At 56.5% G+C, this 14021-nt stretch carries 10 protein-coding genes and 1 pseudogene; 2 read left to right on the top strand and 9 right to left on the bottom strand.

The window, feature by feature from the left end:
* Positions 1 to 32 precede the first annotated feature (32 nt).
* The 3 genes from porZ to MKZ35_RS00675 form a co-directional block, all read right to left on the bottom strand.
* The gene (porZ, locus tag MKZ35_RS00685) at positions 33 to 2396 is read right to left on the bottom strand and encodes a type IX secretion system anionic LPS delivery protein PorZ (RefSeq protein WP_482511307.1); all 2364 of its coding nucleotides are present in this window, start codon (positions 2394 to 2396) and stop codon (positions 33 to 35) included.
* A 115-nt stretch (positions 2397 to 2511) separates the two neighbouring features.
* A complete protein-coding gene (locus MKZ35_RS00680) occupies positions 2512 to 3141 on the bottom strand; it encodes a thymidine kinase (protein ID WP_482511306.1) in 630 nt (209 codons plus the stop codon).
* A gap of 94 nt (positions 3142 to 3235) precedes the next feature.
* Positions 3236 to 3559, bottom strand: coding sequence for a 2Fe-2S iron-sulfur cluster-binding protein (locus MKZ35_RS00675; RefSeq protein WP_482511305.1), 324 nt, complete (start codon positions 3557 to 3559; stop codon positions 3236 to 3238).
* 35 nt (positions 3560 to 3594) lie between these two features.
* Between MKZ35_RS00675 and MKZ35_RS00670 the strand changes: the two genes are divergently transcribed.
* Entirely contained in the window at positions 3595 to 4896 is a 1302-nt protein-coding gene (locus tag MKZ35_RS00670; RefSeq protein ID WP_482511304.1) for a hypothetical protein, read from the top strand.
* Positions 4897 to 4980: 84 nt separating this feature from the next.
* Here MKZ35_RS00670 and rodA read toward each other — a convergent pair whose 3' ends face one another.
* The 6 genes and pseudogenes from rodA to purH all read right to left on the bottom strand — a co-directional run bounded on the left by rodA (position 4981) and on the right by purH (position 12650).
* On the bottom strand, positions 4981 to 6273 hold the full coding sequence (gene rodA / locus MKZ35_RS00665) for a rod shape-determining protein RodA (RefSeq protein ID WP_482511303.1): 1293 nt from the start codon (positions 6271 to 6273) through the stop codon (positions 4981 to 4983).
* Between the two features lie 84 nt (positions 6274 to 6357).
* Positions 6358 to 8193 carry a penicillin-binding protein 2 gene (gene mrdA, locus MKZ35_RS00660; protein ID WP_482511302.1) on the bottom strand — a complete coding sequence of 612 codons (1836 nt, stop codon included), beginning with the start codon at positions 8191 to 8193 and terminating at the stop codon, positions 6358 to 6360.
* Between the two features lie 110 nt (positions 8194 to 8303).
* Positions 8304 to 8831, bottom strand: a complete 528-nt coding sequence (locus tag MKZ35_RS00655; protein ID WP_482511301.1) for a hypothetical protein — start codon at positions 8829 to 8831, stop codon at positions 8304 to 8306.
* A complete protein-coding gene (mreC, locus tag MKZ35_RS00650) occupies positions 8828 to 9742 on the bottom strand; it encodes a rod shape-determining protein MreC (RefSeq protein ID WP_482511300.1) in 915 nt (304 codons plus the stop codon). Before mreC ends, MKZ35_RS00655 begins: the two co-directional genes overlap by 4 nt.
* Before the next feature lie 103 nt (positions 9743 to 9845).
* Positions 9846 to 10871 carry a rod shape-determining protein gene (locus MKZ35_RS00645; RefSeq protein WP_482511299.1) on the bottom strand — a complete coding sequence of 342 codons (1026 nt, stop codon included), beginning with the start codon at positions 10869 to 10871 and terminating at the stop codon, positions 9846 to 9848.
* A gap of 244 nt (positions 10872 to 11115) precedes the next feature.
* Positions 11116 to 12650 (bottom strand): annotated as a pseudogene (gene purH / locus MKZ35_RS00640) (bifunctional phosphoribosylaminoimidazolecarboxamide formyltransferase/IMP cyclohydrolase).
* A 196-nt stretch (positions 12651 to 12846) separates the two neighbouring features.
* Between purH and MKZ35_RS00635 the strand changes: the two are divergent.
* Entirely contained in the window at positions 12847 to 14019 is a 1173-nt protein-coding gene (locus MKZ35_RS00635) for an acyl-CoA dehydrogenase family protein (RefSeq protein WP_482511298.1), read from the top strand.
* Positions 14020 to 14021: the final 2 nt, after the last annotated feature.

The following is a 14021-nucleotide window of genomic DNA, read 5'->3' as shown; positions in this document are numbered from 1 at the left end:
GTTGTTAAATGTTAATTGATAAATGTTAGATGTCACTTGACCACCGCTATCTTACTTATACAGGCGTTTTTGCCATCAGCGTCGGACGACAAAACCATATACACTCCCGACTGCACTTTGCGGCCGTTGTAGTCGGCCAGGTTCCAGGTGAGGGTACCGCCGTTGGCGCGGGTCTGATACACGAGCTTACCCGTTACGTCCGTGATTTTGATGATGGCGTTATTGGCTAACCCCGAAATGCCGACCTGGCCCGTAAAATCGGTGCGAACAGGATTGGGGAATACTTTAGCGCAGGCTGGCTTGCCTTCCGTAACGGTGGCCGAACCGCGGTAAGACACCACCCCGGCATCAGTGACGACAAATACTTCGCCTGTGCGGTCGTTCACCGCCACATCCAGAATACGGTTGGAAGGCAACGGGCTATTGTCGGTGGTAAAATTGAGCAGCGCCTCATCTACGCTTTCGGTGAATAGCCACAGGCCCCGGTCAGTCCCGAACCACTTGCGGTTAGCGCCATCCACGGCTACGCACCGCACTACATCGCTATTCAGGGCTGGAAAACCTTGACTAGTTGGTGGGCCACGCAGAATAATAGGCGGTTGAAATTCAGCTTCTAAACTGGTGGGAAAGGTTTGACCAGGATCGGTAAGCACGGCCACGCCGGCACTGGTTGTTACCCAGATGCTGCCCTGCCGGTCCTTCACCATATCATAGATATCGTTGGAAGGCAGGCCATTGGCCGTGGAGAAATAGCGCGGCGTGCGCGTGGTTTCGTCGTAGGCGATAACGCCGTTGCCCGTAGGCTGGCGCGAGGTAGACAGCCAGACGTAGCCATTATCGTCGAGCACGATGCCATTGAGGTTATCAACTCCGGCAAAATAAGGCAGTGAGCGCCAGGTAGTAGCTACGGGATTAAAGATATGTACGCCCGGTATTCCCGCAAACTCATGCCGGTTCACTACCCATACGTTTCCTTCCGCATCAGCGGTCAGGTCGGTGATGCGAGTGTAGTTGGGGTCGACGTTGAGAAACCTGGGCGGCGCCAGCGCCGTCTTCAGCGGGCTACTGCCGCTCCCATCAGTAAACTGGCGAAAAGCACCTGGACCTTTCCATTCCAGTAGGCCATTGCCGTAGCTGGCAATGTAGAGGGTACCATCGGGGGTGCGTACGCCGTGGCTTGGGTCCTGAAAATTGGGATATTGGGTGCGGTTAGGAAGCGTTTGGGGGGTAATGTTGGTCCATTGGCCGTCCTTGTACTCGTAGAAGCCGCCGAAAGAGCCGTTTTGCAGAAACCGGTCGGAAAAGCCGCCGCTGAAGACGTCGGTGATGCCCGTACGCGCATCGCTGTACACGCTGAAAGCACGGGCGCTGGCCGGCGCATTTGTTACAAAGTTCTCGAACTGCTGAGCGCCGGTTGTTTTCACTAAGCCATTCTGAAAATCAGCCACATAAAATGCACCGTCGCGGGAGCGGACAGCGGCCCGCGTATCGCGCAGCAAGGCATTTCGATACGTTCGGATCGTGCCGCCCGGCCGGTCAAGCACCGATAGGTTATCCAGCCCAACTATCAATAAGCCAGCGCGCGAGGTCGTAAGCTGCCGAAATTGCCCCCCAGTGAAACCTGCTACCGGCTGCCAGCCTCTGCCCGCGCCGGTGCCACCCGTAAATCGGTATAGCTGGTCGCCATTAGCACCCGCATATACTTTCTCATTGTGGGTAGCGAGGGTACGAAACGGATTACCGGCCCGCGCGGGCAAATCGATGGTCCAGCTGCGAAAATTGGCAAGGTTGTCCGTCAGGCGGCCCCGCAGTAGGCCCGCCGAGGTAGCCGCATACACGGAGTCGCGGAGCACGGCGCTGGCGTACACCTGCACCGCCTGCCCGCCCGGCCCGATATTGACGTAGGTATCACGCACTTCCAGGCGCGTCATATCAAATACAACCAAACCGAAACTGCCCGCCAGATAAGCCCGAGGCCCACTAAAGTTTATGTGATTGACCGTTTTTGCCTGACTAATCCCAGCCCGCAGAATATCTGTTACGTTCTGGATGGAGCCATTGGCACGCAGTACATCAAGATTGCCGCTGTTATAGGCGATAAGTAGCTGCTGGCTAACCGAATCGTAGGCTACGGTGCTGACGCCTACGTCATTGAGGCCGTCGCGGCGGGAAAGCAGCCGGGTTGTGTTCAGCTCTTTGTCGAAATAGAAAAAAGAGTTTTCAGTAGCCACATACACCCGCTTATCCGCATCGGCTACCGCTTTGGCTTGGTTGGTAGGCAAATGCAGCTGCCAGTCGCCAAAGCCTACGGGCCCCTGAGCAACGGCCGAGGTCAGGCTGAAAAGCCAGGCAGCAATAAAGCTGAGCCAACGGCAGGTACGTAGCAGATAGGTCATGGGCGAAAATAGGATATAACGCGAAGCCCAGCCCGACGCGGCGAGGCAGTTGATGGGTTCCGCTGCAAAAAGCCCCCCAGGCCACGTATGTGGCTGCACTACCTTTAGCTTCGTGCTATAAGGAATCGTGGCTGGCGGTAACGCGAGCTGAAGAGGTTTTTTCTTTCATTCCCTCTAAAAAGCAGGGCCGGCAGCGTGCTTCGTAGGAGTCGGTTTCGCCCAGCAAAATTTTATCCTTAGAGGCCGCAATACGGAACGAATACGAGGCCAGCTCGCCGCAGCACATGCACACGGCGTGTACTTTGGTTACGTATTCGGCCACGGCCATGAGAGCGGGCACCGGACCGAAGGGCTTACCGGCATAATCCATATCGAGGCCGGCGACAATGACGCGGGTACCCCGGTTGGCAAGCTGCACGCACACTTCCACCAGCGACTCGTCGAAAAACTGCGCCTCGTCGATGCCGACTACATCGCAGCCACTGGTCATGAGCAGAATTTCCTGCGCCAAAGCCACGGGCGTCGAGCGGATGCTGTTCGCATTGTGCGACACCACGTCATGGTCGTGGTAGCGAGTATCAATAGCGGGCTTGAAAATTTCAACGCGCTGCCGGGCAATGGTGGCCCGGTTGAGGCGGCGAATCAACTCCTCCGTTTTGCCCGAAAACATGGAGCCGCACACTACCTCGATCCAGCCCCGGCGAGGGGCCTCGCGGTTGGTGCCGACGCGGGGTTCTAGAAACATAGGGACTTTTATATAAGACAGCCGCGCGTGGCGTGGCTTTACTTTAAACCTCTAAAGTAACGGTTTCGCCAGTAGCACGGAACGGATTTGCGCGCTACTTCGCGTACGTTACGTGCGGCAGTTTGGTAGCTTCCGGCACACGGGCCGTAAGTTCGCCCTCAGGTAAGCGAGCTTGACACGTGAGCCGTTCGTGGGGCAGCAAACGACCGGCCCGACGATAACGCAATTCTGCCTCCGTATCCGGCGTTAGGTTTTCCGCGCCGCTAAGCACCTCCAAACGGCAGGTGGTGCAGCGACCTTTGCCGCCACAGGCGTGCATCCAGTCGTGGCCGGCGGCATGCAGGGCAGCCAGCAAGGTGGAGCCAGCGGGCACCGAAACTACAGCGTCCGGCAAGTTTTGCACGGTCAGACTAGGCATCTTTCCTTAAATTGCCGATTGAATCAGGATCTAAAATGAAGGACAAATATAGCCACGCCAAGCGCGAACACTACGGCCGCCGGCTGGCCGCTCACCTCTGCGACCAGCATTTTGGCCCCCAGCCCACCGCCACCCTCGATGGCCCGGCGGTACTGCGCTTCACTCCTATCCGGCAGGTAAATCTGTTAGTAGTGCAGCAATTGTTGGCGCAATGGACCGCCGAAATGGCTCGGTTGCGCAGCCCCTATTTCGACTTTGAGGCTCCCGACGTACGGCAGGCGCTCACCCAATTTATGAACACGCTTTCGCGCCGCATCCGGCTAACGCGGGGAGCTTTCGAGCCATTATTAGCTCGTGCTGTTGCCGACACGCTCGGCGTAGTGGCCGATCCGGTGCTGACTTTTGAGGAAAAGCTGCTGGGCGACCAACCAACCGCAACGGCCACCCAACTGCGCGATGCGTTGCGCTATCTGGATTTGAATAAGGGTTTGTTCGCGGAGTTCATCGACAGCCTCTCGCCAGAGGCGCCACTGGAGCGCGATTTTCTGCTGGAGCGCTTCCGGCTGCACCAGGAGGCTACGTATAAAGGTCACCAGTTGATGGAAAAGCTGGTAGCAGAGTTCAGCGCTTTGCTCCCGCTCACCGAGGCTGATTTATGGGCCGATGGTCCCGTGAGCACACCTGCGCCGCCCATTGCGGAAGCACCTCGTCCGGTTCAGCCGCAGCCGGAGCCTAAGCCAGAACCCATGCAAGTTGCAGAGCCTGTGCGCGCTAGCGAGCCTGCTGCACATACACCGGAGCCGGTAGCTGCACCGGTTGCAGCAATACCGACGCCTGTCCCGGCACAAAATGCCCCCCAGCCATCAGTAGCGGCACCTACGTTTGTGCCCACACCCGCTTTCGTACCTACGCCAGCACCAGCGCCCGAACCCAAGCCGGCTTATGAGCCGACCGTAGCGTCCCGTCGTCCGCTCACGGAAGCCGGCCCGACCAGCGTACCTCTCTACGAAAAGCTAAAAGCGGAACGCTCTGCTGCTGCTCCGCTCAGCGAAACGCTCCGGCCGGAAAAAGCCGGGGCTACGCTGGCAGAGAAGCCCCCCAAAGTGGAATCACTGCGCGAGGCCATTTCCATTAATCAGCGTTTTGGCTTTATCAACGAGTTGTTTAATGGGGAAAATATGGAGTATCATAATGCTATCCAGCACCTTGATACCTTCAATGATCCTGAATCGGCCAAACGCTACGTGACTCAGGACCTGTCGGCCAAATATGACTGGACGCGTAAGGAAGAGCACGTCAGCCGGCTCCTTAAGCTCATCGACCGAAAGTTTGCTTAGAGAAGCACAAAAAAGCCCCCGGCGACTTGCTGGGGGGCTTTTTTGTGCCCTGCACGGCTATTTACATAGCTCTATGGCTCATATTTAGCGCACCAAATCCTGCTTGCGGTAGGCATCAATGGCCAGCATGATAAACAGCAGAATGGTGAATGACCAAAGCGAGGAGCCGCCGTAGCTGAACAGCGGCAGCGGAATACCGACTACCGGCGCCAAACCGATGGTCATGCCCACGTTGACGGCAAAGTGGAAGAAGAAAATACTGGCTACGCAGTAGCCGTAGGTGCGCCCAAATACGGATTTCTGGCGCTCGGCTATGTACACCAGGCGCATCAGCAGGGCCATGAACAGGATAATTACCACCAGGCTGCCCATCCAGCCCCACTCCTCGCCTACAGTGCAGAAGATGAAGTCAGTACTTTGTTCGGGCACAAAGTCGAACTTGGTTTGGGTACCTTCCAGAAAGCCTTTGCCCATCAAACCACCCGAGCCGATGGCAATCTTGGATTGGGTTACGTTCCAGCCTACGCCCAGCGGGTCGGCCGACGGGTTGATGAGTACTTCAATGCGCTTGCGCTGGTGCGGCTGGAGCACCTGATTAAAGAAGAAGTCAACCCCAAATACCATCCCGACTACTACCGCCCACACGCCTAAGGCCAAGGGCAAATGGTGGCGCATCACCCGCGAATTGACCAGGAAAACGCCCCCCAGAATGAGGGTGATTCCCCCAATGAGCCAGAGCTTGGGAATTAGCAAAGCCAGAATCAGAATGACACCCGCGGCGGCCAGAATGATGAGAATGAGCGGCGACATTCCTTCGCGAAAGTAGGCCAGCAGAAACGCGCCGAACACGAGCGCCTGGCCGGTTTCGTTGGAGGCAATAATGAGCAGAGGCGGTAACAGGGTCATCCCGGCCAGCACTGCCTGGTCGCGCCAGTTCTGATGACGCAGGTTAATGCCGGCCATAAAGCGTGATACGGCCAGAGCAGTGGCAAATTTGGCAAACTCGGCCGGCTGCAAGCGTACTGGCCCCAGCTCCAGCCACGACCGGGAACCTGCAATTGGCCGCGCAACAAACAGCGTTACGAGCAGCAGCAAGACCACCACGGCGTAGAAAACATAGGCGAACGTATCGTACGCCTTATAATCGACTACCACCAAAATGACCATCAGCACCATGGCCGTTCCGATCCAGATGATTTGTTTAAACCAGTTGTTGGCCATCAGCTCCTGAAAGCTCTGGCCATCGAAGCCGGCAGGCGCATCGGGTGAGTAGCTGGCGGCGTACACGTTGAGCCAGCCCAAGCCCACCATCAGGGCATAAATACCGATGGTTACCCAATCAAGGCTGCGACTGTATCTGGCGGGTGAGGAGGGCATTTTTTGAATGAAGAAAGAGGAATGAAGAATGAGGAAGTGGCTGGTAGAACGAAATTCTCCATTCCTCATTAAGCGCGGCGTCTCTCAGTGCTTTTTCTTGATAAACTTGGAAGCGTCGCCCTCCAACCAGGCTTCCCACTGTGTGCGCTCCACTTTGCCGCGCAGGTATTTCTCGATCATCAGCGCAGCCATCGGGGCGGCGGAGGTGCCGCCGAAGCCGGCATTTTCGATAAATACGGCAATGGCGATTTGAGGATTTTCGGCGGGTGCGAAGGCCGCGAAGGTGGCGTGGTCGGGACCGTGGGCATTTTGCACGGTCCCGGTTTTGCCCGCCACCGAAATGCCAAACTGCGCCAGACTAGCCAGATTACCGGTGCCGCCACGGCCATCTACCACCGCCTGCATACCCGGAATAATAGCAGCGAAATGCTGGGGGGCAATATTTGTATAATGGCGCTCCCGATACTCCGGCAACGGGCCATCCTGACCAATACCTCGCACGAAATGAGGCGTGTAATAATAGCCGCGGTTGGCAATAGTAGCCATGATATTAGCCATTTGCAGACCCGTAATTCCGATTTCGCCCTGGCCGATGCTTAAAGAGTAAATCGTGCGGAAGTTCCAGCCGTGGCGGCCGTACATCTTATCGTACAGTTCCGGCGATGGAATAGAGCCCTTGCGCTCCGAGCCCAGATCTACGCCTAGCTGCTGGCCCAGCCCGAATGACATTACCTGTCGGCGCCACTCAGCCAGGCCCAGGCGGGCGTCTTCCTTGGGGTTGCTGGAGCGCCCGCGCATAATGGCCGTGCGCATCACTTGGTAGAAATACGGGTTGCAGCTCTGCTTAATGGCGATGCCCACATTGGTGGGCGGCTCGTGGCGGTGGGTGCATTTTACCAGCCGTTGATTGCAGGGAAAATTTGTGTAAGGGGTAACCACTCCCATTTGCAAGGCCACCAGCTCATTTACCAGCTTAAATACCGAGCCCGGCGGGTAAGTTGCCATCAGGGGCCGGTTGAAAAGGGGCCGCTCAGGATTATTGAGCAGGTCCATGTAGCGGTTGCCCATGCCCTTGCCGCTGAGCCGAGCCGGCTCAAAGTTCGGGGCCGATACGAAAGCGAGAATTTCGCCCGTTTTGGGGTCAAGAGCTACGATCGAGCCCCGCTTTTGGGCCATGAGCATTTCGCCGTACTGCTGCAGTTCGCTGTCAATACTGGTGTGTAGATCTAAGCCAGCGACTGAGAGGGTGTCAAATTCGCCTCCCCGGAAGGCGCCTTTCTCAATACCGCGCACGTTCACCATGCGGTATTGCACCCCGCGCCGTCCCATTAGCGTTTTCTCGTAAAAAGACTCTAAGCCTGTGATTCCCAGATTATCACCCGCAATGTATTTGATGTACTTAGGGCTTTCTAGCAGCTTAGGAGTAATAGCTCCCACGTAACCCAGGGCGTGCGCCAGGTTTTCGGTTTTGTAGGAGCGGGCCATGTGGGCCTTGATGCTGAAACCCGGAAAATCGATCAGGTTATCCTGAATAGCAGCCAACTCGGGCGTGCTTAGGTTTTGTAGTAAAGGCGAGGCCTTTACCCGCGAATAGCTTTTAGCAGCCGATAAAGCGAGGCGGAACTCCTCGACGGGCAGCTGAAGAAGCTCGCAGAGGCGAACGGTATCGAGCTGTTTTATTTCGCGCGGCACTACCATCAGGTCGTACACCGGCGTATTCTGTACTATCAGCTGCCCGTTGCGATCGAAGATGAGGCCCCGGTAGGGTACCTGCACGATGCGCTGCAAGGAGTTGCGGTCGGCGGCCAGCTTATAACTGCCATCGAGCACCTGGATATAGAATAAGCGCGCCGCAAACAGTAGGGCCACGACCACGAAAATGGTCTGCACCACATACTTACGACCTTCAAGGTATTGCAAAGCGAATGAAACTGAATAAAAAGCCCCCAGCCTAGTATCTGGGTTTACAAAGGTACACAACACACAGGCTCACTGTTTAGTCTGTAAGACAAGTGGCCATCCCTCAACTCCTACCTATTACTTCGGCGCGACGGAAAAAACAGCAACTGCACAATCAGCAGTGTGATGCCCGTGAATAAGGTGCTTACTACCACTTTAATCAGCGTAACACCAATAATCTGAAAACTACCCAGCTCCAACAGAAAAAATGCTAAGTGGTGAATACTTACTAGCAAAGCCATATACACGAGGAACCACTGCCACCCCATTTGGTGCACGTTCACGGCATCGGCGGCATCATAACCATCACGGGGCGTGAGCAAGCGCAATACCCAGGGTCTCAAATACATAACTAGCACAGCGGCAGCAGCATGCACCCCGCCCGTATCGTAGAAAATATCCATAGTGATGCCTACCGCAAAACCCAGGAGCAATTGCACTACGATAGGTGTAGTAATAGGCAAAAACAACAAAAATCCGAGGTAGAAAAAGCACCAGCCCAGATCAAACAGCACCAACTTACTAGCCACCAGTACGTGCAGCAGCACGTACAGAACCAGCAAAATCAGGTGTAGTACGAATCCGCCGGCTGCTCTCATGGCTTCTGAATCTCCTCTTCTTCCTCGGGCTTAGCTCCGGCCCGCATTTGCAGCGTGTCACGCTCCGCTTTGGGACGGCTATTCACCACATACACATAAGTCAGGCGCGAAAAATCAACGGCCAGCCGCACCCGTATGGTCCAGAAATCCTTGTCTGGCTCCTTACTAAAGGCGTCAATTGTACCAATCATTACCCCCTCTGGGAATACGGCATTGTAGCCGGAAGTCAGGACGGTGTCGCCGCGTACCAGCTCATTCTGCCGCGGAATCTGGTCGAGGAGCACGTGAGCGGCGTCGTCGCCCAGCCACTTGATGCCGCCTTCGGTACCGTCGCGCTTTATCTTGGCTGAAATAACCGTTTTGGAATGCAATACGGATGTGGCCGTAGCATAATGCTCGCTGGCTACTTTTACTCGACCCACTACGCCATCGGCCGATAGCAGGCCCATTCCCGGCCGCACGCCCTCGCGGGTGCCGGCATTAATTGTCAGATAATTATCAACCCGTCGACGGGTATTGCTTATCACACGGGCTGGAATGAGCGGATAATCAGGGTCGGTGGCGGGCAATTGGCGTAAACCCAGTAAGATAGAATCGCGGCGGGCCGGACGCAGGGGCTCAACGGGCGCGAGACTATCGGGCAGGCGGCCCGCGAGGTCGGGGCGATACAATTGCTGGCGCAAGGCGGCATTCTCGGCCACCAGGCCCCGGTTTACGTCAACCAGCCGAAAGTAATCGAGCACTTGGGTGCGCATTTCCAGCACCCGCCCGGCGTAGGTGTTGGCTGAATTGAAGAAAGCAGCCCGCTGGTACGAGCTGTTTCGAATCAATAGATACAAACTTAACACCTCCAATAGCCCGAACACCAGGATGCCCCGGTAGCGGAAAATGAAGGTGAAAAGATTACGCACGGAGGGTCAATGAGTGAATGGGTGAATGAGTAAATGAGAAAAAGGCCTGTTGCTCAAACGTAGAGCAATCACCCATCCACTCATTCACCCATTCACTTATTCTTTACGAGAGCAGAACACTACGGAAGCCCTGCAAATTTTTAATTGTGGCGCCTGTACCGCGCACCACGGCGCGCAGTGGATCGTCAGCAATGTGAATGGCGAGCTTGGTTTTGGCTGCCAGGCGCTTATCGAGGCCACGGAGTAGCGCACCGCCGCCGGTCAGGTGAATGCCGTTGTCGTAAATGTCGGCTGACAGCTCTGGGGGGCTAATTTCCAGGGCTTTCAGCACTGCTTCCTCAATTTTGGCCACCGACTTATCCAGGGCAATAGCAATTTCGGAAGAAGTCACTTTGATTACCTTCGGAATACCCGTCATCAGGTCACGACCCCGGATTTCGTAGTCGGGAGGCGTAACGTCCAGCTCAGTGAGGGCGGCACCTACTTCAATTTTAATTTTCTCGGCTGAGCGCTCACCAATCAGCAGATTGTGCTGCCGGCGCATGTAATCCAGAATATCCTGATTGAATACGTCGCCGGCCGTCTTGATTGATTGGTCGCAGACGATACCGGAAAGGGCAATAACCGCGATTTCGGTGGTGCCACCACCGATGTCAATAATCATGGAGCCCACGGGCTGCTCCACATCAATACCGATACCGATTGCGGCGGCCATCGGCTCCTGAATCATCCAGACTTCTTTGGCGCCGGCGTGCTCGGCGGAGTCGCGCACAGCGCGTTTTTCTACTTCTGTAATACCCGAGGGAATACAGATTACCATGCGGTGCGAGGGCTGAAACAGACGATTGCGCGTGTCAATCATCTTAATCATGCCCTTAATCATTTCCTCGGCGGCGTGGAAGTCGGCAATTACGCCGTCCTTCAAAGGCCGAATGGTGCGAATATTGTCGTGGGTCTTTTCGTGCATTTGCTGCGCTTGCCGGCCCACGGCAATTACTTTATTGGTTGTGCGGTCTTTAGCGATGATGCTCGGCTCATCCACCACGATTTTGTCGTTGTGAATGATGAGGGTATTGGCCGTTCCCAGGTCAATGGCGATATCGCTGGTGAGGAAGTTAAAAAAACCCATTGATTTTACGGCAATTAGAAGATAATGCGCGGGTTGCGCCACGCAAATAGGGGGCAAAAGTACGCAAGTTTGACCGAAGCGCTACCAGTAAAAATTACGGTACTCCGTAGTTAAACAGGCCCTTTAACAAAAAAAGAGCGCCGGAATTGTGGCAGAAATGCCCCCCAGCATTCACAATAGTATAGTGCTGCCTAGTTAGAGGGTGACGCAAACTTTTTTGCGTCACCCTCTATATTTCAAGTCTTTAATGCTTGAAATGCCGTACGCCCGTCATGACCATGGCCATGCCGAGCTGGTCGCAGGCGGCAATGCTGTCCTGGTCTTTGATGGAGCCACCGGGTTGTACCACCGCTCGGATGCCCGCCTGACCGGCAATCTCCACGCAGTCGGGGAAGGGGAAGAAGGCGTCGGAGGCCATGACGGCGCCGTGCAGGTCGAAGCCGAACGCTTTGGCCTTCTCAATGGCCTGTTTTAGAGCATCTACTCGTGAGGTTTGGCCTACGCCGGAAGCCAGCAGCTGGCCGCGCCGCGCCAGCACAATCGTATTACTCTTGGTGTGCTTGCAAACTTTGGCCGCGAATACCAGCGCCTCAGTTTCTTCGGCTGTCGGGGCCGAGTTGGTAACGACCTTGAAGTCAGCGGCGGTTTCGGTCTGACGGTCAAAATCCTGCGCTATAATGCCGTTAAGCAGCGTTTTGATTTGCTTGGGGGGAAATTTACTGGTTTCTGGCGCAGCAGAATGCGGTTTTTCTTGCTTTGCAGGATGGGCAGCGCCGCCTCACCAAACTCCGGTGCAATAAGCACCTCAAAGAAAAGCTTGTTTAGCTCTTCCGCCGTGGCCTCATCCACAGGTTTATTTACAATGAGTACGCCGCCGAAGGCTGAAACCGGGTCGCAGGCCAGGGCTTGCAGGTAGGCATCGTGGAGCGTGTTGGCTTGGGCCACGCCGCAGGCATTGGTGTGTTTGAGAATAGCGCAAGCTGGCTGGCTGTCCTCAAATTCAGCCATGAGAGCCACAGCGGCATCTACGTCTACTAAGTTGTTGTAGCTAAGCTGCTTGCCATGCAACTGGTCAAAGAGTGTCGACAAGTCGCCGTAGAAGGTGCCCGCCTGGTGGGGATTTTCGCCGTAGCGCAGGGGCGTGGCCGGCTGCTGACTTACGCGCAAAGATTTGCCCCCCAGGTCCGTTTCCTGGCTCACGTAATTAAAAATCTGGGTGTCGTAGTGCGAGGTGGCGGCGAAAGCGGCGGCGGCGTACTGCCGACGGTCTTCCGGATCAGTGGCGCCGTTTTTCTCCGTGAGCAGCGCGGCTACGGCCTCGTACTGGTCGCGGCCGCTGACCACGAGCACGTCGCGGAAGTTTTTCGCGGCGGCCCGAAGCAGGGAAATGCCGCCAATGTCAATTTTCTCAATCACGTCGGCCTCCGGCGCGCCCGAAGCCACGGTTTCCTCGAATGGGTACAGGTCCACTATCACCAGATCGATGGGCGGAATTTCGTGTTGCTCCGCTTCTTTGGTATCACTGGCTTCGTGGCGCCGCTGCAAAATACCGCCGAACACCTTCGGATGCAGGGTTTTGACGCGGCCACCAAATACGGCGGGAAACCCAGTCAGGCTTTCTACCGCCGTTACTTCGGCGCCTTGCTCCTCCAAAAACTGCTGCGTTCCACCCGTCGAGTACAGTTTCACGCCGTGTTGCTTCAACACCGCCACCAGCGGCTCCAAACGGTCTTTGTAATACACGGAAATAAGCGCGGAGCGAATTGGCTGAGAAGGCATAATACAGGGGCTTGGGCTGAAAGAATGACAGTACGAAGGTAGGCCTCTGCCTTTGCCCCCACCAAATTCTTTCGGGTACGGAATTATGATAAGGCCTTTCTATATCACTGCTGGATTTCTGCAACTGCCTTTTTCAATAAAACCTAAACCTATGCCCGCTTATCAAAGTTGAGCTAATTCTACCTCACTGTTGCGTATGCAAGTTGAACAGGTTACAGAGCGTGTTTTGCCAGTTATAGCGGCTCCGGCTGGCTCACTGGCCCCCGAGGAGGCTGCCGCCCGGCTAGTGCCTCGCTTGGCGGCGCAAGCCCCGGCGTCGGATCAGGAAGGCAGTTTTCCGGTGGCGGAATTTGAGTGGCTGCGCGAAGCGGCTCTGCTCACGGCCCCTCTAAGCGAAGCGTTGGGTGGCGCCGATTTGCACTTGCCCACCCACACTCTGACGTTGCTTCGAACCCTGAAGCACATCGGCCGCGGCAACCTAGCGGTTGGGCGGGTGTACGAAGGCCACGTAAACGCCTTGCAACTAATGCAGCGCTACGCCCAGCCCAAACAAGCCAGCCGCTGGGCGGCCGATGCCCACGCTGGCCACCTATTCGGCGTCTGGAATACGCAGGCCCACGATGGTGTGCGGCTGGAGCCACTGGCTGGGGGGCTTTTTCGGCTGGCGGGCAGTAAAACTTTTGGCTCGGGTGCGGGCCATGTGACGCGCCCCCTTATCACGGGTGCTTTGCCCGACGGCGGCTGGCAGCTGTTTATTCTACCAACCGACAAAATGCCCCCCACGCTCGACGCCAGCTTCTGGCGGCCGCTGGGCATGCGGGCCACCGCTAGCTTTCGGGTCGATTTGACGGACTTGGAAATCAGGGCGGAGGACCTGGTAGGCCAGCCCGGCGACTATTACCGTCAGCCTGATTTCAGCGGGGGTGCCATTCGGTTTGCGGCGGTGCAGCTGGGCGCGGCGGAGGCGGTTTTCAACGAAACCAGACGCTTTTTACAGGAACTTAGCCGAACTGACGACCCGTATCAGCAAATGCGCCTGGGCGAGTTGGCGGGGCTAGTGGAAGGCGGTAACCTGTGGCTGCGCGGCGCCGCCGACCACGCCACTCGCCCTACGGCCGCGGCGGAGGCCACGGCTACCGTGGCGTATGCCAACCTGGTGCGCACGGCCATTGAGGATATCTGCCTACGTGTGCTGCAACTAGCGGAGCGCTGCGTGGGGGCCCGCGGTCTGCTTCGGCCCGAGCCGTTTGAGCGCCTCCACCGCGACCTGACCCACTATCTGCGCCAGCCCGCCCCCGATGCAGCCATCGCGGATGCCGGCCGTTTTGCGTTAACTCAAACGGAACCCGCTCACCGCCTCTGGCAATAGTA

The organism is Hymenobacter sp. R533113, assembly GCF_056835965.1.
This window is presented reverse-complemented; position numbering and strand designations above follow the sequence as displayed.

Excerpts from the sequence above, each read along its gene's own strand:
- MKZ35_RS00675 (WP_482511305.1), bottom strand. The coding sequence starts at position 3,559 with ATGCCTAGTCTGACCGTGCAAAACTTGCCGGACGCTGTAGTTTCGGTG.
- MKZ35_RS00645 (WP_482511299.1), bottom strand. The coding sequence starts at position 10,871 with ATGGGTTTTTTTAACTTCCTCACCAGCGATATCGCCATTGACCTGGGA.
- MKZ35_RS00680 (WP_482511306.1), bottom strand. The coding sequence starts at position 3,141 with ATGTTTCTAGAACCCCGCGTCGGCACCAACCGCGAGGCCCCTCGCCGG.
- rodA (WP_482511303.1), bottom strand. The coding sequence starts at position 6,273 with ATGCCCTCCTCACCCGCCAGATACAGTCGCAGCCTTGATTGGGTAACC.
- MKZ35_RS00635 (WP_482511298.1), top strand. The coding sequence starts at position 12,847 with ATGCAAGTTGAACAGGTTACAGAGCGTGTTTTGCCAGTTATAGCGGCT.
- MKZ35_RS00655 (WP_482511301.1), bottom strand. The coding sequence starts at position 8,831 with ATGAGAGCAGCCGGCGGATTCGTACTACACCTGATTTTGCTGGTTCTG.
- porZ (WP_482511307.1), bottom strand. The coding sequence starts at position 2,396 with ATGACCTATCTGCTACGTACCTGCCGTTGGCTCAGCTTTATTGCTGCC.
- MKZ35_RS00670 (WP_482511304.1), top strand. The coding sequence starts at position 3,595 with ATGAAGGACAAATATAGCCACGCCAAGCGCGAACACTACGGCCGCCGG.